Genomic DNA, 21,595 nt, shown 5'->3' on the forward strand with positions numbered 1-21,595 from the left:
TAGCCTGTAGATGGTTTTCCGAATATGATCCGTCAGGCTTTCATACGCCATGATCTTGGCAAGCTTGCTGCTGTTGATTGTCGAAAAAACCGGGTCAAAATCAAAGGAATAGTCCGGGATCAGAGATACAGGCTTGGAATTCCTCAAAAACAGTGTTTCATCCTGATCACTTTTTCCCAGCTGGTAATAGATGTAGAGTTGGTGATTCCTCGCGAAAAACTCCTGTATCTGATCCATCACATGGGGATAAAAACTTTTGATCTGTTCTTTTTGCCCAATCGGCTTTTTGGCTTCTATGTAAGTGAGTTCTGAATAAAAAATCAATTCCTTAAAGAGCATGGGCTTGTATTCTTTGAAGAACAGAATTTCCTCTTCAGTATCAGGGAATGTATATCCTGTCATAAATTCCTTCAACCGAATCAAAATCTCATTGATCACCTGGCAACATCTCTCAGCTTTTTGTAATCCGTTGGAAGTCTCCCTTGAAACAATTTTTAAAGATTGCTCCATCTCCACAAAAAGCGTTTCAACCCGGACTATGCATTAGGCTTAGTAGCAGCCTGTCCCGTCCGCCGCGGCGGATCGGGAAGGGTTCAAACTGCAAGGAAATCAGTCACTTTGGAGATCGAGTCGCCCCGTACGTACGGGACGGTGAGCCTGCCTGCCGGCAAAGGCAGGAGCGAAAAGTGAAGCATAGCGACTGATTTTGAGGCGGTTTGAAGCCGTAGTAGATTTGCTAATACATAATGCGGGTTCAACAAATGCTTCATCCATAAGATCCAGCAGGTCATCCAAGATGAAAAGGCAAAAGAATAATTTACCGATGATTTCAATCCTTTTCTTCTCCATTTGTGGAAAGAGGTAGCATTCAAACCAATTCAGTTTTTGAACTGAGCATCGCTATAAAATCACCCAATCTACTTCATTATCACTGTTGTTTCACCATGTCTCTGCCCAGCCTAATACCACCTCATCTATCATTTGCGAATCTGTATAAACAGCGACGGGAAAATCTGGAAGTTTCATCGTTTTTTATTTTTAAGATCATGCTTAAAACGCTCCACTGTTCGTCGGCTTACCCGGAAGAATGCTCCCAGATCATCATTGGTGATAGCTGGCTCCAGCCCGGGAAAAAGCATCATTAATTCTTCGTACCCTTTTTCAAGGCCTTTTTTACTTAATTCAAATACAATAGCATTCCGCTCATTTATGCGTAAGCTGATCTTGTGGGCCAATTCAACAAACCGGGGGTACCTTTCCAAAACATCCCGTTCTGAATCGAGACTGAACTCATAAAAAACGACATCCGAAATGCATTTGAGTATGGTGTCACTGGGAATCCCGGTACGGAAAGAACGATCATCAAAAACAGTGTCTGTAGGCCGGTAAATCACAGATAACAAATGTTGCGTTTCATTGAATCTGTAAGACCCGATAAATCCTTCGCAGAGATACCTGCTGACAGTATCGGAATCTCCCTGTGCTTTCAATATTTTACCTCTCTTTATACTCTTTAATTCCAGCTCGGAAAACACTAACCTGTAAGCTTCCTCAGGAAATGCCATAAGCCGGCCGATATCATCAATCAACAGTTTCTTGTACTTATCCTCCATGGCCAAAATCGATTAAATAAAACAATCTATCCGGATTAGGAAAAAAGTGAAGCAATTAAAATTCAATCACTTTTGAACCAAATCCTGACTATTAATCTAATTATCAGAGTGGTTTGAACCAAGGGATTAAGTCAGAGAATTAAATATTTAGCTGAAAAAACCGACATATGTCGGAGATATGGGCAACATTTCTCATTTCCGACATCCGTCGGAGGCACATGAGGTAATCATGGTTTAATTTTAACTAGGATACAATTACATCCTGTATCTGAAGACTAAAGCTAGAAGAAATGAAAGGTTATGTCAAAAAACTGAGAAACAAACCGATAGACTTAACTGCTCTAATGATCCATCTGTGCAGTTTTTTACTGATTGTAATTTTGGTCTATTCCGGTCTGGATAAACTCATCAGCTGGGATGAAAGCAGAAATGCTTTCCACAATCAGACTTTTCCAGATGAATTGGCAGAAGTACTGGCTTATGCGGTACCTATTGTAGAGTTGCTGATCGCCTCACTCCTTCTCTTTTCAGTCACCAGATGGTGGGGATTTCTCTCAAGTATCCTCCTCCTCACTGTCTTCACCACCTATGTGGGGTTGATCTGGGTGGGAGCTTTTCCCAGAGTTCCCTGTAATTGCGCTGGGATTATGGAAAGCCTAGGATGGGCAGAGCACTTCTGGATGAATCTGGGATTGATTGGATTAGCGGTGTGGGGGTTGCGGCACAGAGAGGCACTGAGAAAATGTGAGATACACGGAGAGTAGAGAGGTTATTGGTTAAAAGTTTAAAGGTTAACAGGTTATGGAGCAAAGAGGTGGTACGGAGAGATTGATGAGAATTTAAAGATTGAGGAATTACCCTGAAGGGGTAAAACTTTGAATGACTTGGCCGTGGCGGAGCCATGGGTGAAACCCATGGAAAAAAGATCAAAGGCCGTTTCCCTACTGCCTACAGGTTCTGTGGGACATGACAGTAACTACAGGAGGATGCCTGCCTACCGTGGCGAGGGAAAGGACAATATTTTAACCAAAACCCTCTTCAATTATATGATGAATGTTGAATTGTAGAGTTTGAATAATGAAGTTTGAAGGCAGTCCGGAGAATGCAATATTCACAGCACCAGTAAGGAGACTCTTGCGCTAAGTTAGGGCCGAAGGGTCAATTGTCGGAGTAGAAATCCTACAATAGCTATTCGAATAGCGGAGTTAAAGGTTAACCTCTAGTCCCGACAAAAAAGCCCGAGGAAAATACCTCAGGCTCTCAGGGTGTTAAGCTTTAATTAGCATAGAAGCGTACTGTCTCTATGAACCAAATTTAACTAATAAACTTGATAAAGTATTACATATTAATAAAAATCCCAGTGTAAAAACGGGGCAGGAAAAGGCATTATCCCACCCCAAAAAAATAGCTAAATGAGAATCTAACCAATAACCACATCACCTGTCTCCGAGTCTGGAAGTGGAGACTCCAAACTACACTGGGTGATGTATGAAGGGAGAAGCCGAAAACCCTTAATCAGAGTAGGCATTTTAACCACGTACCGAATGGAAAGAATAAGCTTCCACTCGATACCCAAACGGTTTCCCTGTTTTTGATCTGTTAAAAAACAGGACATAACGATGAATAAATTAATCAAATCGCTGCCTGCACTCGCTTTGGTGCTGGCGGCAACTTTTGCCTTTGCGTTTGGTCCAAAGGATTTAGCCATGAACCAATACGGTGAGGCTACGGGTCAATGGTACAATGTCACAGGAATAACTCCTGGACCCAGTACCTATACCTGTGATCAATTGACAGATGCAGAATGTCTTCATGATGCAGTGAATGGAAATCCCATCAACCCTGATGAAGACAAGGTGTTTGTAAAAAGAGGCACACTGCCTCCTGCTGACTAAGTAGTTTAACTTGTAAAGCCCGGGATTCATGAGCCCGGGCTTTTTTAGTTATTCTCCAGTTCCAATTCATAACTAGGTAGGATCAGATACAGTTTATCTGATCCTGTCAATTGATAATTCTGGTCTGCAATTTCTCTGGTAGGAACATCATCCAATTCCCCTAATGCATGCAGCCGCTTCATATCCATCCACCTAGTACCCCGAAATACCAACTCTTTTTGTCTTTCTTCCAGAACCAAATCCAAGGGATTTTTGGAGAGGTTCCCCTCCCAAAAATCCATGGACTGATATCTCTTCTCTGCCAAAATAGCCATCAAATCCAGGCCCTCCCGGACTCTATCCATTCGGACCAACGCTTCTGCACCACTCAGGTACATCTCCGGTAGGCTAATCCCTGTGAATAGATTATAATCTCCATTGTAGGAACCTTTGAAAAGGAATTTTTCTCCTGATTCCGTAAAGAAAAGCGATCTTCTCAAATCACCTTGCTCATACTTCCCCATCAAGTCCGGATTGATGTAGGTGGCCGAACTCGCTGTCACCGAAAAGCTACTGGTAATCCCATAATACATTACCTCTGAGTTAAACAAGCTAAAAGGATAAGCTGCCGTGCTGTCCATTTCATGGTAATCCAGTAAGGATACGGTTCCCTGCTCCAGTACATAGTTAGCTGCATTCAAGGCATCTTCCCACCGTTCTTCGTATAAATAGAGCCGAGCCAAAACTGCTTTTACCACCTGCTTATCGGGTCTGTTTTTAAATTGGGAACTTGAGCCCACTAACTCAAAAGCCTCTGCCAAATCCTGCTCTACTTGCATCACTACTTTTGAGACAGGCCACCATTGGGAAGGCTCGTTGACATTCGGATTGAGCTTGACCGGCAATTTAATCTCTTCTCCTCCAAGCATCGGAGAAGGCAAAAACAGCTGGGCCAATTGGAAATAAGCCAAAGCACGAATAAATAAAGCCTCTCCCCGTAAGTTTCTGACCTCGGTCCCTGTCCCCAAACCTTCCAAAACTTCCAGAGAAACATTGGCCGTAAAGATTTTACGATAGAGTTTGGTGTAATCTGTGGAGCGTTCCGAAGGTTCAAACACCTGCTGCTTCCAGAGGTAGGCATTTTGTTCCCATGGACTCAGGCTTTCCCAGTTTGCATCCTCGGTTACCCAATCATCTGCCATAATAAAATCGGCCAGGGCATTGTCATTCAAGTTGGTATAATAATCCAATAAGGCCCGTACATCTTCTACTGTCTGGGGAACCAAGATGGATTTTTCCGGTTTTTCATCCAGAAAACCCTCACAGGAAATCAACCCTAATGCGGCTATCAGTAGCAGGAATTTATTTTTTATTGCTTTCATATTCTTTAATTTTTAGGAATGAAAAAGGGTGGTCAGATATTCTGACCGGGAGGCATTTGGGTTTAATTCAACTAACCTTATTAAGAAAATTCATTTCCTCCTTTTACCCAGTATTGATTGTTAAAAGTCCAGTTTTAAACCAAGCGCAAAGGATCGTAAAGGCCTTGCCAGTTGGTAGTCGGGATCCAGCGCATCATTGGATGCCTTCCATATAATTCCCAAGTTATTGGCATAGGTATACAGTTGGGCAGTGCGGAAGGGCAACCAAGGCATATTCACCTTTGAAAATGAATAGGAAAACCTGACATCATTCAATCGGATATGATCCCCCTTTTCGACCAATGCACCCGAATTTGAATAGAAGGAATTTCTTCTGCTATCTGCAGAAGCTGGAAGTGAAGGGATTTGCGTAAATTCCTCATCACCTGGCTGCTGCCATCGATTATCAAAATCCCCATGGCCGATCTCGCCTCTTAACAAGGTGTAGTAATCGATAGATCTCCTTTTATAGTAATACCCCAGTCGATAGGATATATTGACAGAAAGGCTAAATCCCTTGAAGGAAAAATCATTCCGTATCGCTCCAAAAGCTGTAGGTCTGGCCGAACCATGATACTGTAAGTTCTCGATGGTAGCTGCTCTGCTGATGTTTCGGTAATCCTCACTGGCTTCTCCGTCCAGAAAACCTCTGGGATTTCCGGTATCAGGAGAAAGGCCTGCCCATTCATAGGTATAGATCCCATACAATGGTCTTCCCACCACAGGATATGGCGCTGCCAGGAAGGCAGATCCTAAGAGGTTATTCACAGTAGGCTCTTTCTCAAAATCCAGCACTTCTTCCTTCAAATGGCTGTACAATACATTGGTACTCCACTGAAAGGAATTCCGTAACCACTTTACCTGCATGCTGAGATCTACCCCACGGGTCTGGGTCTCGGCAAAATTCCCGGTAAAACTGCTCTTACCCGAAGAGGAAGGAACTGAATATTCCCCCAACAAATCGCTGGCATGTTTGGAATAATACTCCAGACTGCCTGCAAAAAAGCCATTCTGGGTTTCCCAGTCCAGGGCCAGATTGGTCATTTGAACCTTCTCCCATCTCAAATCAGGATTGGGTGGATTGACCAAGACCGCTGCACGCATCTGAGGAAGCACATCGTAAAACTGAAAATTGACAAATTGGGCGGTCACCTCAGAGGAAAGACTTTTGTCCACATTACCACTGTAGCCATAGGTAGCGCGTAATTTCAGGAAGGGCATGTTGGCTCCAGACGCAAACTTCTCCTCCGAAACAATCCATCCTCCTCCCACAGACCATAGAGGAACTCCCCGTTGGTTGCTCTCTACCCCGAAAATATTGGACTGATCCTTCCTGGCACTTAAGGACAGGAAATAGCGGTGAGCATAATCATACCCAATATTTGCATAATAAGATATAAACCTGTCAGTCAATCCCGAGTGGGACTGAGCAGAAAGAATACTCACCTGTGAACCAGGATTATAATACATGGGAAAGCGCGAGATCCAATCCACCGGCACACTGCTTCCCAGATCATCCCGATAGCCATAAAAGCGATCCGAAAACCCCAAGCCCTGACGGTCCTTTATTTCTGCTCCTGCCAGGACATTCAGAAAGTTAACTCCACTAAATACCTTAGCGTATGTCATTTGGGGTCTGAAAGTATGGGAAAAGGAGTTGTTTTCGCTGACATCCAACACATCTCCTATGGGAACCGGATAACTCAGGTTTCCTTGCTCATCTTTCTGTGTATATTTATTGATCAGGTCACGGGTGTAGAAGAGCTCCTGGCTGTTTCGGGTTCTCCCTGAAGCCTTATTGGACCAATATTGATAATAGACTCCCAGATTCAGGTCAGGGGTAATATTCCATTTCAGATAGGGAGATACCCTGAAGTCATAGGCTTCTGTGCTGTAGTCCAGCTTCCCGATTTCATTCAGCGGAACGTAGTTCCAATCCAACAAGCCTAGCCCCTCTACTGATTCGATGTAGCGGGTATTGTAATTCTGGATGATCGCAGTAGGATTACCCGCCTCATCAGTCAGGGATTCATAGGCATAGCCATTGGGAAGAGCCGTTCTGCTATTGGATTGCTGTCGGGCAAAATTCAGGTCCAGCCCTGCTTCCAATTTTCCTTCCAATAATTTCCATTGATTTCCTCCAGCCAAGGTCCAGCGGTTAGAAGGATTTACTACTATATCGGCATCAGACCGGTCATAGCCCAGGGATAAATGATAGCTATGGACCTTTCCTCCTCCCCTCAGCGATAGTGCGTATTGCTGTGCGACGGAAGGCCTGAGGTAATGGGATTCCATATCCCTGCGGATATCCGACTGTGCATAGCCATTCAGCCTTGCATCTGCTCCTGCTTGGGTGATCTTCCCATCTCTCAGTGCAATAAGCGTTTCCACGACGGGGGAAAGCTTGGGTTTGTTGGCATTGTTTTCAGTAGATCGGTAAAAATTCTTTTCAAACAATTGCTTTTCAATCCCTATAAAATCCGGAATGGACATCTGGGGCATATAAAACAAATCCCTTGCCTGGCTAATCGTGACATTGGAGTTGAAGCTTACCTGCAGAGGCTGGCTTTCACCTCCTCGATGGGTAGTGATTACAATCACACCGTTTCCGGCACGGGCACCCCAGATGGAAGCTGCAGCCGCATCTTTAAGTACTGTGATGCTTGCCACATCATTGGGGTTGATATTTTCCATAGGTCCATCGTAAGGAAGATTATCCACGATGATCAACGGTTGGGTATTGGAGAAAATGGTACTCCGCCCACGGATGGAAATGGGGTCATTGGCAGCCTGTGGACCTTGGTTGAAAATCAAACCGGAAGTCACATCCCCCAATCTTTCCAACACATTGGCTCCTACTTTTCTTTGCACCAGCTCTTCGTCCAAAAATGCAAAGGAACCTGTGGCCCTTTCCTTAGGGATCTGCTGATAACCGGTGGAAACTACTTCCACAGATGCAAGATCCAGTGATTGAGGGATCAGTTGGACATCCAAGCGTTCTTCCATGGGCAGGGTGATTTCAATTTCCTGGGATTCCATTCCGATGTAGGAAACCAGCAATGTGTAGGTACCTGCCGGAGCCTGTAAGGAGAATTCACCTGACTCATTACAGATGGCAGAATAGGTCGAATCTGCAAGCTTGACAAAGGCGCCTGGCAAGGGAATGTCGGCATCATCAGATACCCTGCCTTTCAGTTCGGTAGTCTGGGAAAATCCCGATTGGCAAATGCTGAACATCAGCAATAAATAGATTATATATCGTTTCATAAATTTACTGATTAGTTGATGAAAGGACGTCTGTTGTATACTCCGAAGCATGTTCCAGACGGTTGATCAGATCCTGCAATTCCATCCGCACAATGGACTGTAGCTGGATGGCACCGTCCTTGGAAATGATCATTTTTTGAGGGTAAGAATAAACTGAATAGGACTGTAAGATTCCGGTATTCAGGGGCACCCAGGTATTCAGGGAACTTTCCGAGGCATATTTTCCTGTGGCCAGGCTCCTTTTCCAATTTTCCTTATTGGCATCCCCGTTCACTGTCATGATCAGGACATCTTCAGATCCTTGGTATCGTTCGCTGAGATCAGCCATAACCCGTTGATGTTCTTCCAGGCAAAACTTACAACCGGAAATCCAGAAATGGATCAATACGGTCTTTCCCTGGATGATAGCAGGATCTAGCTGGCTTCCATCGGGTAAATAAATGCCCCCGGCAGAAAATGGATCCCTGACATTCGCCAATAGGTTTTCAAATCTGGATTTTATCCATTCGGATTGCAGCAAGGGAAGGTTTTTTGAAATGATTCCCGGCAACCTGTTTTCCATTCTGTTAAAATTATCCAGGACGTAAAAGGCAATTACTTCCTCCCTCAGAGGATTGGGTAACTCTCGGTAAACCTGCTCAATGGGCGTTTGGGTAGCCTGGGCTTCCATCAGAGAAAACTGGAAGACCGCCTGTGCCAGTAGCGGATGGGAATATTCCTGATCCTGTAAATAAAAGCCATCCACCCATTCCTTGAGTTTTGCCATTTTTTCGGAATCCTGTTGAATGGCAGGCCATGCCAGATCCGCTTTATTGATGGCCGTAAAAAGAAACTGTCCCTTGATAGCAGCTTCTACCAGATTTAAGCGTTCGGCAGAAAGCAGCGTGCTGTACCGATCCAGAATCCCAGTAGCCGGATGTTCCAGCCAGTTGGAGGAAATATACTTTTCCAATTCATCCCATCCCTCCTCGGCATTGCTGATCAGTTGCATCTGCACGTAGAGGTCTTCCCGTCTGGTTCGGGATTGCTGCCATAGTGTTTCAGACAGGGAATCCGAACGGTAAAACTCCCTGTTTGATGAAAACAGAATGGGATTGGCATTGAACTGATCTTCTTTGAACGCCCTGTCCACCTCATATTGAAGCCGATAAAAAGCAGCATCGGGACCTCCAAAGAGGAGCACTCCTGCTGCAAGGTCTGCCCGAATCCTTACCCTGTCTTCCGGGAAATAGATCCACTGCCTGATCAGCTTATCCCTACCGGAATTGACAGAAAAATACCCATGGGTATCTGTTTTGGGAAAGGGCGAAGTGAAGACCTGAAACTTCATACTTCCTTCAAACATATTCCCCTCGGCACCCGGAACCATTTTCTTGGTTCCCGGGGTCACGTTCATTCTTTCGCTGATCAGGTGATCCCAAAACCTCAGTGTGAGGGAATCCAGATCCTGACTTTTGGAAAGCTCAAAGTAAAGCGTTCCCTCTCCCAAGCGAGCAGAAGGACTCCCGTCCTCCTGCCCTGGGAAACCAGGCTGATAAACCAAATCAGTGCCTGGAGGTGACTCCGCAACTTTACTTTGTGCTTTTAGTGTGCTTCCGACAAGACATAGCTGTATCAGGAAGCATGTGAGTATTTGTTTTTTCATGCTTTTGATGTTTTGATGCTGGGTGTCCGGTGTCGGGTGACCGATGATTGTCATCCGCCGCGGCGGAAAGTCGAAGCGCAGTAGCTCCTTTACGCTATGGTGGAAGTCCGATGTCGGGTGTCGGGTGACCGATGAGAGCACCGTCATTGCGCCTGTCCGCCGAGGCGGGAGGACGAAGAGCCTGTCCCGATTCGTCGGGAACGAAGCAATCTCAACGTGCTTAGCACTATCTTCCATGAGATTATGAACCCCAATCTCTCTTCTCCAATCTCCAATCTCTTGCTTCTAGCTTCTACCCTCTTGCTACTTGATACCAGATACCTACCTACGGCAGGCAGGCACCCTACCGTCTACCGATAGTCCAGCAATAATGAATACTAAGAAATAAATGATGTCAGCTCTACCAGCTATCCATAGCTTGCTGACGTGAGTGTGTAGTAACCGATCTGCTCAGGGATGTGCACCTGCCCTTAATCGGCGATAAAAATCAGTCCCTTAGATTGGGTTTTTGGGCTTTCTTCTAAATAGAGTGTCAAAAGTAGAGAAGCCGATAAGGTTCGATTTCATTCCGGAAAGTATACAATCAACCAACTGCATTCTATCATGAATCCACCGAAACATGTAAATTTGAAACACTTCTGATGTTGGAATCCAGCAATTGGTCATGTCTCAAATTAAAGACTTATCAAATGGCAAGAAAAATAAATGAATTCCTATACAGGAAGTTAAACTTACTTTACTGGAAGTTTACTATATTTGAATTATAACAATAAAACAAAAGGAGAATGAATATTGGAAGCAATATCAAAGGATTAAGGATTCAAAAAGGAATATCAACAAAAGCTGTTTCCGAAGAAATTGGAATCAGTGAAGAAAAATATATTGAGATAGAAAATGGCGGAGACTTCCTCTTTAGTGTGCTAGATGCTATTGCAAATAGTTTCTCTATGAATATAATTGACCTGATTCTTCTTGATGAAGCTCCTAAGGGGATAAGAAATTACTTTAACAACAATAATGGAAACCAAGGTAAAATCATTAATGTTCAAGGCATTGATCAGGAAGAAATAAGAAGAGCTTACAAAGAGCTTTACTTTGAACAGTTTAAAAGAATCCCCAAGCTAGAGAAGCTATTACTTGAAAACAATATTCAATTTGATGTCTAATTTGTAAATTTTGAGAATAGGTGACAACATACGAGAAATTAGAGAGTTTGAAAAAAACTACAAGCGTAGCTATGTAGCGGAAAAATTAAATATCACTACCCGTGCCTATGCTAATATTGAGAATAACATCGCTGATATTACTCTAAGAAGATTAGAACAAATAGCTGAAATTTTAGAATGTAGTGCTTTGGATATATTGACTTATAAACAGAGAAAGAAGGATTTCTATAATACTATTCACAACAACGAGGGGAACTGGGGAACAATAAAGATTGATCAATCAAGCAGTGAATCAACATTAAAAATTATATGTGATTTGCAAAAAGAACTCATTACAAGTGAAAGAAAAAGGATTTCGTTGCTTGAAGCCCTATTAAAGGAAAACGACATCTATTTCTAACTAAACTATAGAAAAATGCTTAATGTAGGAGAAAATTTAAAAAAGATCAGAGAAGACAAAGCGGGATTAAGACAAGAAGATGTTGCTAAAGCATTGGGTATTTCCACAAAAGCCTACAGTAATATTGAAAACAATATTGCTGATATCACATTGACAAGACTTAAGGAATTATCAGATATTTTTGGAGTCACACCCGAATTCATTCTCAATTATCAGGACAAAGCCACATACAATAACACCTTTAACAATTATGAAGGTAACCATGGAGTTATAAATATGTATCAAGGAGCTTCTGACCAAGTCAAAAATTTAGAAAGTCAGCTAAAGGGAAGCCAAGAAAAACTGGAAGTTCTGAAGTCCTCTATCAAAGTAAAGAATAACTAAAAAAGAATAAGTATAGATATATAAAAATGAATTCCCTTACCAATGCAACAGCGTTAAAAGATGAACTGGATCAACTGCGCCCTATTCCTAAGGAGCGGGAAGAGCTTATCATGCAGAAATTCCGACTGGACTGGAACTATCACTCCAATAATCTGGAAGGAAATTCGCTGACCTTTGGAGAAACTAAGGCCTTGATTCTTTTCGGAATTACTGCTCAGGGCAAACCCCTAAAGGATCATTTCGAAATTACAGGCCATGATAAGGCCATCAAGTGGGTTATGGATGTGGTCAAAGGGGACTATCCTTTGACGGAAAGTTTTATCCGTGAACTCCACACCCTACTGCTCAAAGAACCCTATGAAGTGGATGCCATCACTCCCGATGGACAGCGTACCAAACGCTGGATTCAAGTAGGCCAGTATAAATCAGTTCCGAATCATGTATTGACTAAAACAGGAGAGGTATTCAGGTTTGCATCGCCTGAAGAGACACCCTCCCAAATGCATGACCTTATAGAATGGTACCGTGATGAAAGCACACAACCTAATGTCACTCCTATCCTTCTTGCGGCGGCATTCCATTATAGATTTATCCGTATCCATCCCTTTGATGATGGGAATGGCAGGCTTGCACGTATTCTAATGAATTTCATCTTGATTCATTTTGGCTACCCACCATTGATCATCAAAACCGAAGACAAGCTAAATTATTTTGCCACTTTGCGCCAAGCCGATGCAGGAATAATCGAACCCTTTTTCGAATACATTGCTTCCAACCTGATCTGCTCCCTAGACATCATGATCTCAGGAGCAAAAGGAGAAAGTATAGAAGAAGAGGATGATTTGGATAAGGAGATTGCATTGTTGAAGGCAAAGATGATTAGTGAATCTAATAGCAAAAAACCATTTGTTCGGTCAAAATCAATGATCTTGGAGTTCTATGACAATTCAGTCGTACCTCTATGGGAGGAATTTATTGCTACCTGTAGTGCATTCGATGATTTTTACTTTAGACATGAAAAGTGGCTTGGATCTTCAGATGATGAAGATAATCATGAAAATCAAATTGAGACTATTCGCCAAATCATTTCTGAAGACACTTCTTAATTCATGCTTGCATATTTATTTTCTGGGTTAAAAAAGGAAGGTGATGAGGAATTTAATTTTACATCCCGATATTCTATCGAATTAGGGCTAAATAATTCAATTAATTTCAAACTGGACAATAGCCATAAGAGTGTTCTGCAAAAGACGTATGGCTCGGTTCTCACTAAAGAGGAAATAAAACAGCTGTGTAAGGAAGTGAAGCTTCAGCATACAGCAGCGCTAGCGCAGAATCTTTAGGCAACTACTCTATAGAAGATCAAACTAGGGATTGCAGCATATAGGAATCACAGCCTCAATAGTACCGTCTGCATGAAGATAATGGTTGTGAATTGCTTTCAAATCAGTACTTTACTAGTAGAATCACAGCTCTATGATGTGGAGGGTGCAGAAGCTTACAGTTGTGAATTGCTTTCAAATCAGTACTTTACTAGTAGAATCACAGCAAGTTATTTTGCCTTCATCACCTCCCGTTAGTTGTGAATTGCTTTCAAATCAGTACTTTACTAGTAGAATCACAGCATTGCGAAGAGGTACGACGAAGCAATCTCAGTTGTGAATTGCTTTCAAATCAGTACTTTACTAGTAGAATCACAGCTCGTATCATATTCATGATCAATCTGTGAACGTTGTGAATTGCTTTCAAATCAGTACTTTACTAGTAGAATCACAGCTGACCTTGAACATAAAAGGACAAGGTGAGAGTTGTGAATTGCTTTCAAATCAGTACTTTACTAGTAGAATCACAGCCCTTCGGTCAAAAATTGAAAACAGTTCATCGTTGTGAATTGCTTTCAAATCAGTACTTTACTAGTAGAATCACAGCTCGATGGCGTGTACAGTCACCAGCGAGAGAGTTGTGAATTGCTTTCAAATCAGTACTTTACTAGTAGAATCACAGCTAAAGCAGAGAAAGTAGATTGGCGGTCACTGTTGTGAATTGCTTTCAAATCAGTACTTTACTAGTAGAATCACAGCCAATGATTTCAAAGATTGTTAAACTACTCAGTTGTGAATTGCTTTCAAATCAGTACTTTACTAGTAGAATCACAGCAGTATTAAAAGGGACTTCGCTATCTGGAAGTTGTGAATTGCTTTCAAATCAGTACTTTACTAGTAGAATCACAGCGGTTTTTAACTTGGTTACAACCAGTGGTTAGTTGTGAATTGCTTTCAAATCAGTACTTTACTAGTAGAATCACAGCTTTTTGTCGATGGAATGACTTTCTATCTACGTTGTGAATTGCTTTCAAATCAGTACTTTACTAGTAGAATCACAGCTAAGGATTCAGGTTATGTTCATCACTTATCGTTGTGAATTGCTTTCAAATCAGTACTTTACTAGTAGAATCACAGCTGATGCCTGATAACCCTGATACATATGTTAGTTGTGAATTGCTTTCAAATCAGTACTTTACTAGTAGAATCACAGCTATCCGAGTGTTTTACCAATTTCTTCGAGTGTTGTGAATTGCTTTCAAATCAGTACTTTACTAGTAGAATCACAGCGATCTTCTAGGCCGTTTGGAATCCGATTGGGTTGTGAATTGCTTTCAAATCAGTACTTTACTAGTAGAATCACAGCGAGGAATTTATCAGAAGCTTTCAGCAGCCCGTTGTGAATTGCTTTCAAATCAGTACTTTACTAGTAGAATCACAGCTTAACTTTTTCATGGTCGTTTAATTGGTGTGTTGTGAATTGCTTTCAAATCAGTACTTTACTAGTAGAATCACAGCGGTTAGCTGATGAGTTATCAGACTGGAGCTGTTGTGAATTGCTTTCAAATCAGTACTTTACTAGTAGAATCACAGCTGGTGGGTGATTTTAACCGTTTCATAATCAGTTGTGAATTGCTTTCAAATCAGTACTTTACTAGTAGAATCACAGCAAAGCCTTAAAAGTTGTAAAGTAGCGCCCTGTTGTGAATTGCTTTCAAATCAGTACTTTACTAGTAGAATCACAGCTTGTACGATATGATAGCCAGGGACAGCCTGGTTGTGAATTGCTTTCAAATCAGTACTTTACTAGTAGAATCACAGCAGCGGACTGCGTGCCTTTGTCAGCTGAGTGTTGTGAATTGCTTTCAAATCAGTACTTTACTAGTAGAATCACAGCTGCATGAGCAGTACAATGTGAACTGGCTGGTTGTGAATTGCTTTCAAATCAGTACTTTACTAGTAGAATCACAGCAGTTCATCGATACTCTAGACATCGATCGTAGTTGTGAATTGCTTTCAAATCAGTACTTTACTAGTAGAATCACAGCCTGGAGCAGAATATGTTAAAGTTCTGCAGCGTTGTGAATTGCTTTCAAATCAGTACTTTACTAGTAGAATCACAGCGCCTATTTGCGTTTGAATAAACGAAGTTATGTTGTGAATTGCTTTCAAATCAGTACTTTACTAGTAGAATCACAGCTAGGACTATAGTGGGAGGAACACCTGTTAAGTTGTGAATTGCTTTCAAATCAGTACTTTACTAGTAGAATCACAGCAATAAGAAGTTTCAGAGATAAGCCCTGCTTGTTGTGAATTGCTTTCAAATCAGTACTTTACTAGTAGAATCACAGCATACCCCACGTTAAGTGGTTGGTATGCTGTGATTTATGTGCAAAATTAGAAATTAAAAAATAGAGGGTTTTGGAGGCAAAAGAGAAAGACCTGACAGATTTTGAAAACCTACCTAGTCTTGTAAAATAACTTTTCCAATTTAAAATAATTCCAACTGCTGAGATGGTGCTTCTGTCTCTTGTGGTTTGGTTCCATAAAAAAGCTCCATCATCCCAAACTGCTTGTCTGTGATAGACATAATCCCTACTTTTCCTTTTGGCGGTAAATTTTTCTTGGTTCGTTTGATATGCACCTCGGCATTTTCCCGGCTAGCACAAAAACGCATATAAATCGAAAACTGAAACATGGCAAACCCATCGTCCAGCAGTTTTTTCCGGAAAGAAGTTGCAATCTTTCTATCCTTGCGGGTTTCGGTGGGTAGGTCAAAGAAAACTAAGACCCACAAACTCCTATATTGGTTAAGACGTGAGAAATATTTGTCATCCATATTCCGGATAAATGATTTTTCTGCTGATTCCGGCAAAGCATTCAAACAAAGAAGATGTCGTCCTGGATGCCGCCACCATCAAGGGGCTTTTTTGACCATCAATCTTCACATCCAATGCGGGAATATTGAGTAATTCCTTTTTCAAATCAGTACTGAGCTCTGCATATTCATCTTGGTTTTCCACTATATAGGACACCACCAAATCCACATAGGGTCGGTAGGGCTCCATAATGTCATCCGCCAGGCAAAAGGCATTGTACTTGTTCCTATGCCATATCCCCACTCCCGGCAACATTCCCGAAGAAACCAAGCACCTTGCAATAACCGCCCTCAAGATGGCATATCCATAATTGAGCAGATTATTGGGAGGGATCCCTGCTTGTCCCCTATTAAAATCAGCTATATCAAACAGGCTTTGCCAATAAATAGCCGCCGCCTGCGCCTCATGGTTACCCGTGTCCCCAGAGCTTACATTTTTGTAGAGGTATTCCATTCTTTTGGATTCCTTTCCCTTTTCCAGCAGCAGGGCATATTGGTTTTTGATTTTGGCGGTGATAGTCTGTTGCCAGAGGTTTTTCTTAAGCGGTTGGGAAGCTTCCAGTTGATACCTCACCCGCTCGGTTTGCTCCGTATGCCCCCGCATGGGAAGTAGCAATCCTTCAGGAAGATGCTGGGCATTACAGGATACGACAGCAACTTTGCTATCGGTTAGCTTCGCTAGCAAGCCATTGGTAATGGTTATCTGCTGGTTTTCCAGCACAATCATACCTAAATCCTCTATCGGAACTGTCCTATCTGCCTTGTCAGCCCCAGGGAAAGAGATATGCAGCTGCTCATTTTTGGTACTGAGGTAAGCTGGGTTGCCGAAGAAAAGGGTTCTTTTAATCATATTATTATGGATTAAATAGATCTGTCAGGTCTTTGTGTTTACTTATTCCAAATCTTTATTCATCAACCATTCTTTTTTAACCTTCATCATATTTTGCACATGCTCCCTACCGTCAAAGAAATTCAAATAGTATTCTCTCTCAAGGTTAGAATACTTAGTCATGTTTTGATAAGCATACCCACTAGACCATTTCCAGTTTATATGATCTTTGACAAAACCATGTTTGACTGGGTTGATATGGATATATAGAAAAGTTTCCTGCCATTGACGTTCATTGAGGATAGGCGTTCTTCTGAACGAGCGAATAAATAAATTGCCTTTTCTCTCAAATCTTTTATTGAATGCTTTAGTGTAAGAATTGAAAAAATCCGTAAAACCTTTGATAGCCGGATTTTTGGAAGGATGCTTGGTTAGACCTGTCAGGTTTTGAAAACCTGACAGGTCTAACTCTGATCTCACCCCCACCAACAAGTGGAAATGGTTAGGCATCAAACAACAGGCATAAGTATCCACTACCGACCCAAGATACTTGGAATATTGCTGCAAGAAAAACCGATAGTTCTCCTCCTCATGGAAAATATTTTCTATTCCGTTGGCATGATTAAAGATAGGATTGGGATTGTTTCATTTCTTAAAACTCTCCTATATATATTATTTTTCCTATATGGTTTATTCTAACTTTCTTGATATTTCTTAAAAGATCTTTACTATAAATATCTATAAATGAAACACCTTTTAATTCCTTTAAATTATTTAAAGTAGTTTCCAAATGATGCCTAAACCAAAATCCTGATTTTGATAACTCTCCAAACTTTTGTACTCTAAATAGATTCGGACTGATCAGTTGATAATTTTTTTCATCCAGAAGATCTATCTCATTTGGATCAAAATCAATAGAAGGGAATACAAAGAATTCATTTTGCTTGAGCGTATATAAAAATCTCCAGCCTAATGGATGGGTTTTATTAACAATCGGAAGGTTTTGATTTTTTCGAACTACTGCTTCAAAGAATGAAACAACTTGTTCTTGAAGATTGCCGTCCTGGTCTTCATAAATTGCAACATGGTGGTTATTACCTGTACTTACAAAATCAACTGGAATTTCCTTGCCACTTTTATCCAAAATTGGTTTGCCAAAATGGTCTCTTTTCACATGCAGTGAATCAGCATTACTTACGCCTGAGATTTTTACACGTTTAATGGATATTCCTTTTTCTTGGTTGAGCCATATAGGATTTTCTTCAAGATTAGAAAAAGCTAACTTGGCATTACCTCCAAATTCCTTTAGACGATTCTCCAGAATCCTTTTTACCCCAACATCTATCACTTTATCAATCTTTAGGTCCGGATCGATATTTTTCCTAATTGTAAAATTGTGTTCAAGGGAAACAGTTTTTAACTTATCCCCCAATTTGGTATTATTCTCCAAATCCAAATAGATTGGTGTTTTATTCAAGGCATTTTTCCCGGTAAATGCTTTTTTTGGATCGTTGTTGTTTTCTGCCAATCTTTTTAACAGAGCCTCTCTTTCTTGTCTTTTGGCAACAGTACTTATCTTCTCTTTATTAAACAAACCACCAACTTTTTCAAACTTTGTAGTGTAAGATTGAGATTTGCCATAAACTGTTTCTTTGTGTAGCTGCCCCCTCGGAGTCAGGACAATTTGTTCATTAAACCCCTTGTACTTTTTAGTCTTGTTTTTGTTGATAGTAACTACCTTATTTTTTGCCTTGTAGGAAACCAAAATCTTAGAAAGATATTTTTTTGCTTCAATCCTAACATTTTCAATAGGTGAAATAAATTGAATTCTACCATTTACCTTGGCAAGATATTTTTGTTCAATCGCATATATGTCAGTACTCTTTTTTCCAAATCGATCTCTTGCGTTCAGGTTATTTAAATATTGAATATATGCAGGCTTAGTTAAAGCTACTGTAAGTGCATCCATCGCATGATGCCTATGGTCATTTCGCTTTGTCCAATCTTTGATCTTGTTTAACCTCTCCCCATTCTTTCCTTCAATGGTATAAGTCAAACCCAATTTATCATATTTTTCCCAATTCAATTCTTTCATGACATCTACCAACCCCCAATCCTCTCTAAGCTTATCTGTAATTGATCCTGTAGTTACAGTAACCCTTCTCGTAACCTCAAGAAGTAACTCTTTCGATTTTTTGCTGATATATCGAGTTTCTTGAAGTTGCCTAGTAATAAAATCGTCAGGGATTTTATCATTCGCCATCAATAATTTCTGGATTTTAGCTTTACCTAATTTCCCAAATAAAGACTTTATCCGAGACTGATATTGATCAAAGTCCTCTGGAGAAAATTTATTTTGAAGGAAACTAAAAGCTGTTACATTGGCCTTATCAATGTTCAATTGCCTTTCACAAATTGTCTTATTCGAAAATGAATCATCAAATAATCGAGCTTTTGGAATAATATGTTCTATATCATATTCTTTAGAGAAAAGTTTACTGGCTTCAATCGGCTTCCCCGTATAAATTGAAATCCCATCAGTTTCTCTCCAAAGCTTATATCTAATAATGTCATTTTTTGTAACTCTCGGTAAACCAAATTCAGACTTCAAAACTGACCTTATTTTATCATGGTCTTGGGTTGCTTTTGAAATATTTGAAGTCATGCTTTTCCTTTGTTCGGCGTTAGCCTTAAGATTACGAGCTAATTCAACTCTAATTTCATCAGGTTGACCAAGTTCGGGGTCTTTAATTATGGCATTGACTACATTAATCATTTGATTAAGTATTTTCTCAACAACAGGATTTCTCAAAGAATTCTTCTTCAATAATTCAAGTTCAGATTTTAATTCCCGTTTATCATTATCCTCCTTAGTCAGGGATGAAGAATGGTTATACCCTGCATATGTACAAGCTTTATCATAGATTAATCCTGTCTGTAGGTGGGGTATAATCTTTTTGATAGCTTTACTACTTAAAGATGCGTGATCATCCTGAAGACTTATTCTGAGGAGAATTTTGGTATGCTCTGGTTTGAAACCATACTTTTTAATCAAATTTTTCTTTAGTTTCTGATCATCTTCAGAACTATATAGCAAATGCCAAAATTGTAGATAGGGCTGATTTTCATAATCATTTCCCTCAAGATCGTTATTGATACGGAGTAACCCAGGTTCTAATCCTAATCTTAAAAAAGCCTCTGAAAACTGATCTAATATATCATCAGCTTTCATTTTAGCTAGATCAATTGATTCTCCATCTTCTAATTCCAAAATCCTTGCAAAAGCTTCAAAAAAAGCGTTATTTGTTCTATTTCCTTCTAATTTTTGAAAATTCAGTTCCCATTCACTCGACTTAAGGTTCATCAATTTTAATGCATCGCTTATAGATAAATCGTTTTTAAACGCCAACTCTTCAGCCAAGAAATTCCTATCCTCAAAAGCCAATTCAAATTTTTCATTAGGATTGTCTTTCCTGATTAATACTAGGTTATTCAAATTTTGCCAAATTCTGAACTCTTGAAAGCACGGATACGATTTAGGTGTTACCTTATGCTGCTTTTCAAACTCACACTCACTTATTAAATGTTTTTGGGACTTAAGTCTCCGTTGATAAAAAATAATCACATCCCTTACTTGTTTCTTAAACTCTTCTTTAAACTCTGAGTGGAATTGTGTTTGGACACTCCACAATTTCTCAAATTCATCCAAGTAATCTTGTCTGTAGAATACTTGACCCTTTAATCGGGTGTGTGGATTTATTTGTACTTGATTATAGAGATATTGGCCGACTGTTAACCTATTAAAATACAATTCTTTACTTCTATCACTTATTGCACCTAGATAGCCACTTGAAGTACTTATTTGTGAATTAATTTGGGAGAGTATAAAGGCTAATTCAGAAAGTTCCAATTTGAAATTGAGTGCCGTTGACCTCCATTGATATTCTTGAAGCTTTCTTTCATCTCTTTTCCCCTTATTTTCTGCTAATTGGATTCCCTTATTATTAAAAAACTGTTTAGTTGGAGTTGCAGCCTGTCCCATCCAGTCCTCTACAAATACATTATTTAAAATTTCCGGGTAATACTCAGCTTGATGACTTACTATTCTTTTGAACTCATCCTGTAAATCAGATCGGTAAAAGTCTGGAATATTCTTTCTTCCTGATTTTAAAGCCTCGTAAACCCATTGCCCTGGAGTCAATTCATTTTCATAAAGCTCTTTAGCAATCCCCATACTATCAATTGCTTGCCCCTCATCTTCCTCTGACTTTACTTTTCTACTGCTTTTATATCCTCTCTTTTTATTCAATTGCAACAACACACGTAAAAAATCTTCTATCTCAATCTTTTCATTAGCAGCATCTGATCGTAGCTTCAATGTTGAAAAAGTAGATGATGTTCCATCTTCTGCATATTGAAAATTTGATGGTATTAATTTTTCACTTTTGAAGATTTCAATTAATGCATTTCTCCTTTGCTTATACCTTTGTAAATTCCTTCTAGCGCCTCTTTTTAAGGTTCGATCTGCATTGACTGAAATATTATTACCTTTTGAGAAATCGTTTTCTTCATCAGAGGTTAATGGAACAATTCTAACCCCCATATCTATGATCTGGCTTCCTTTGACTTCTTTCTCCGGCTCATGAATAAAAGCCCAACCAATTGAGGTGGTCCCCAAATCCAATCCTAAAATCTTTTTCATATATTTTCAAATTTGAGTTTATCTACTATCTTTGAAATACTGATTTGAAGCAATTCACAATAAGGATTATTCCGTTGTGAAAACATTCAAGAGG

The 21,595-nt window shown here is 40.4% G+C and carries 18 protein-coding genes and 1 CRISPR repeat array; of the genes, 8 read left to right on the top strand and 10 right to left on the bottom strand.

The annotated features are described in order from the left end of the window. The 3 genes from SYJ56_RS18540 to SYJ56_RS18550 form a co-directional block, all read right to left on the bottom strand. A partial coding sequence (locus SYJ56_RS18540) for an RteC domain-containing protein (protein WP_323836727.1) occupies positions 1-510 on the bottom strand: 510 nt, incomplete at its 3' end. A 99-nt stretch (positions 511-609) separates the two neighbouring features. Further along, positions 610-849: a hypothetical protein gene (locus SYJ56_RS18545; protein ID WP_323836729.1), complete on the bottom strand. Its 240-nt coding sequence runs from the start codon at positions 847-849 to the stop codon at positions 610-612. Between the two features lie 173 nt (positions 850-1,022). Next, positions 1,023-1,613 carry a Crp/Fnr family transcriptional regulator gene (locus tag SYJ56_RS18550; RefSeq protein ID WP_323836731.1) on the bottom strand — a complete coding sequence of 197 codons (591 nt, stop codon included), beginning with the start codon at positions 1,611-1,613 and terminating at the stop codon, positions 1,023-1,025. 290 nt (positions 1,614-1,903) lie between these two features. On the opposite strand from SYJ56_RS18550, the gene SYJ56_RS18555 reads away from it, so the two are divergent. The 3 genes from SYJ56_RS18555 (at position 1,904) to SYJ56_RS18565 (ending at position 3,508) form a co-directional block, all read left to right on the top strand. Continuing rightward, on the top strand, positions 1,904-2,377 hold the full coding sequence (locus SYJ56_RS18555) for a MauE/DoxX family redox-associated membrane protein (protein WP_323836733.1): 474 nt from the start codon (positions 1,904-1,906) through the stop codon (positions 2,375-2,377). A gap of 150 nt (positions 2,378-2,527) precedes the next feature. Beyond that, entirely contained in the window at positions 2,528-2,680 is a 153-nt protein-coding gene (locus SYJ56_RS18560; RefSeq protein WP_323836735.1) for a hypothetical protein, read from the top strand. 552 nt (positions 2,681-3,232) lie between these two features. Beyond that, positions 3,233-3,508 (top strand): DUF6520 family protein, encoded by a 276-nt coding sequence (locus SYJ56_RS18565; protein WP_323836737.1) that lies wholly within the window; start codon positions 3,233-3,235, stop codon positions 3,506-3,508. A 44-nt stretch (positions 3,509-3,552) separates the two neighbouring features. On the opposite strand, the gene SYJ56_RS18570 is transcribed toward SYJ56_RS18565, so the two are convergent. From SYJ56_RS18570 to SYJ56_RS18580, 3 genes are all read right to left on the bottom strand, one after another. Then, positions 3,553-4,869 carry a RagB/SusD family nutrient uptake outer membrane protein gene (locus SYJ56_RS18570; protein ID WP_323836739.1) on the bottom strand — a complete coding sequence of 439 codons (1,317 nt, stop codon included), beginning with the start codon at positions 4,867-4,869 and terminating at the stop codon, positions 3,553-3,555. 120 nt (positions 4,870-4,989) lie between these two features. After that, positions 4,990-8,175, bottom strand: a complete 3,186-nt coding sequence (locus SYJ56_RS18575) for a SusC/RagA family TonB-linked outer membrane protein (protein ID WP_323836741.1) — start codon at positions 8,173-8,175, stop codon at positions 4,990-4,992. Positions 8,176-8,179: 4 nt separating this feature from the next. After that, a complete protein-coding gene (locus SYJ56_RS18580) occupies positions 8,180-9,820 on the bottom strand; it encodes a TlpA family protein disulfide reductase (protein WP_323836743.1) in 1,641 nt (546 codons plus the stop codon). A gap of 785 nt (positions 9,821-10,605) precedes the next feature. On the opposite strand from SYJ56_RS18580, the gene SYJ56_RS18585 reads away from it, so the two are divergent. The 5 genes from SYJ56_RS18585 to SYJ56_RS18605 are packed head-to-tail and all read left to right on the top strand — an operon-like array spanning position 10,606 to position 13,113. Further along, a complete protein-coding gene (locus SYJ56_RS18585; protein WP_323836745.1) occupies positions 10,606-10,986 on the top strand; it encodes a helix-turn-helix transcriptional regulator in 381 nt (126 codons plus the stop codon). 10 nt (positions 10,987-10,996) lie between these two features. Next, a complete protein-coding gene (locus tag SYJ56_RS18590; protein WP_323836747.1) occupies positions 10,997-11,386 on the top strand; it encodes a helix-turn-helix domain-containing protein in 390 nt (129 codons plus the stop codon). A 15-nt stretch (positions 11,387-11,401) separates the two neighbouring features. After that, positions 11,402-11,770: a helix-turn-helix domain-containing protein gene (locus SYJ56_RS18595; RefSeq protein ID WP_323836749.1), complete on the top strand. Its 369-nt coding sequence runs from the start codon at positions 11,402-11,404 to the stop codon at positions 11,768-11,770. 26 nt (positions 11,771-11,796) lie between these two features. After that, positions 11,797-12,876, top strand: coding sequence for a Fic family protein (locus tag SYJ56_RS18600; protein ID WP_323836751.1), 1,080 nt, complete (start codon positions 11,797-11,799; stop codon positions 12,874-12,876). Positions 12,877-12,879: 3 nt separating this feature from the next. Next, positions 12,880-13,113: a hypothetical protein gene (locus tag SYJ56_RS18605; protein WP_323836753.1), complete on the top strand. Its 234-nt coding sequence runs from the start codon at positions 12,880-12,882 to the stop codon at positions 13,111-13,113. Positions 13,114-13,197: 84 nt separating this feature from the next. After that, a CRISPR array of direct repeats spans positions 13,198-15,444; the repeat unit is 46 nt; unit sequence GTTGTGAATTGCTTTCAAATCAGTACTTTACTAGTAGAATCACAGC. A gap of 139 nt (positions 15,445-15,583) precedes the next feature. Here the strand turns inward: SYJ56_RS18605 and cas2 are convergent. The 4 genes from cas2 to cas9 form a co-directional block, all read right to left on the bottom strand. After that, the gene (cas2, locus tag SYJ56_RS18610; protein ID WP_323836755.1) at positions 15,584-15,931 is read right to left on the bottom strand and encodes a CRISPR-associated endonuclease Cas2; all 348 of its coding nucleotides are present in this window, start codon (positions 15,929-15,931) and stop codon (positions 15,584-15,586) included. Further along, complete coding sequence (gene cas1, locus SYJ56_RS18615) at positions 15,924-16,820, bottom strand: type II CRISPR-associated endonuclease Cas1 (RefSeq protein ID WP_323836757.1); 897 nt, start codon at positions 16,818-16,820, stop codon at positions 15,924-15,926. The genes cas2 and cas1 overlap by 8 nt, the downstream gene beginning before the upstream one ends. A 42-nt stretch (positions 16,821-16,862) precedes the next feature. After that, a complete protein-coding gene (locus SYJ56_RS18620) occupies positions 16,863-17,309 on the bottom strand; it encodes a transposase (protein ID WP_323836758.1) in 447 nt (148 codons plus the stop codon). 142 nt (positions 17,310-17,451) lie between these two features. Next, the gene (cas9, locus tag SYJ56_RS18625) at positions 17,452-21,501 is read right to left on the bottom strand and encodes a type II CRISPR RNA-guided endonuclease Cas9 (protein WP_323836760.1); all 4,050 of its coding nucleotides are present in this window, start codon (positions 21,499-21,501) and stop codon (positions 17,452-17,454) included. Positions 21,502-21,595 lie beyond the last annotated feature (94 nt).

Origin of the sequence: Algoriphagus aurantiacus, assembly GCF_035156405.1 — a bacterium.
Classification (GTDB): domain Bacteria; phylum Bacteroidota; class Bacteroidia; order Cytophagales; family Cyclobacteriaceae; genus Algoriphagus; species Algoriphagus aurantiacus.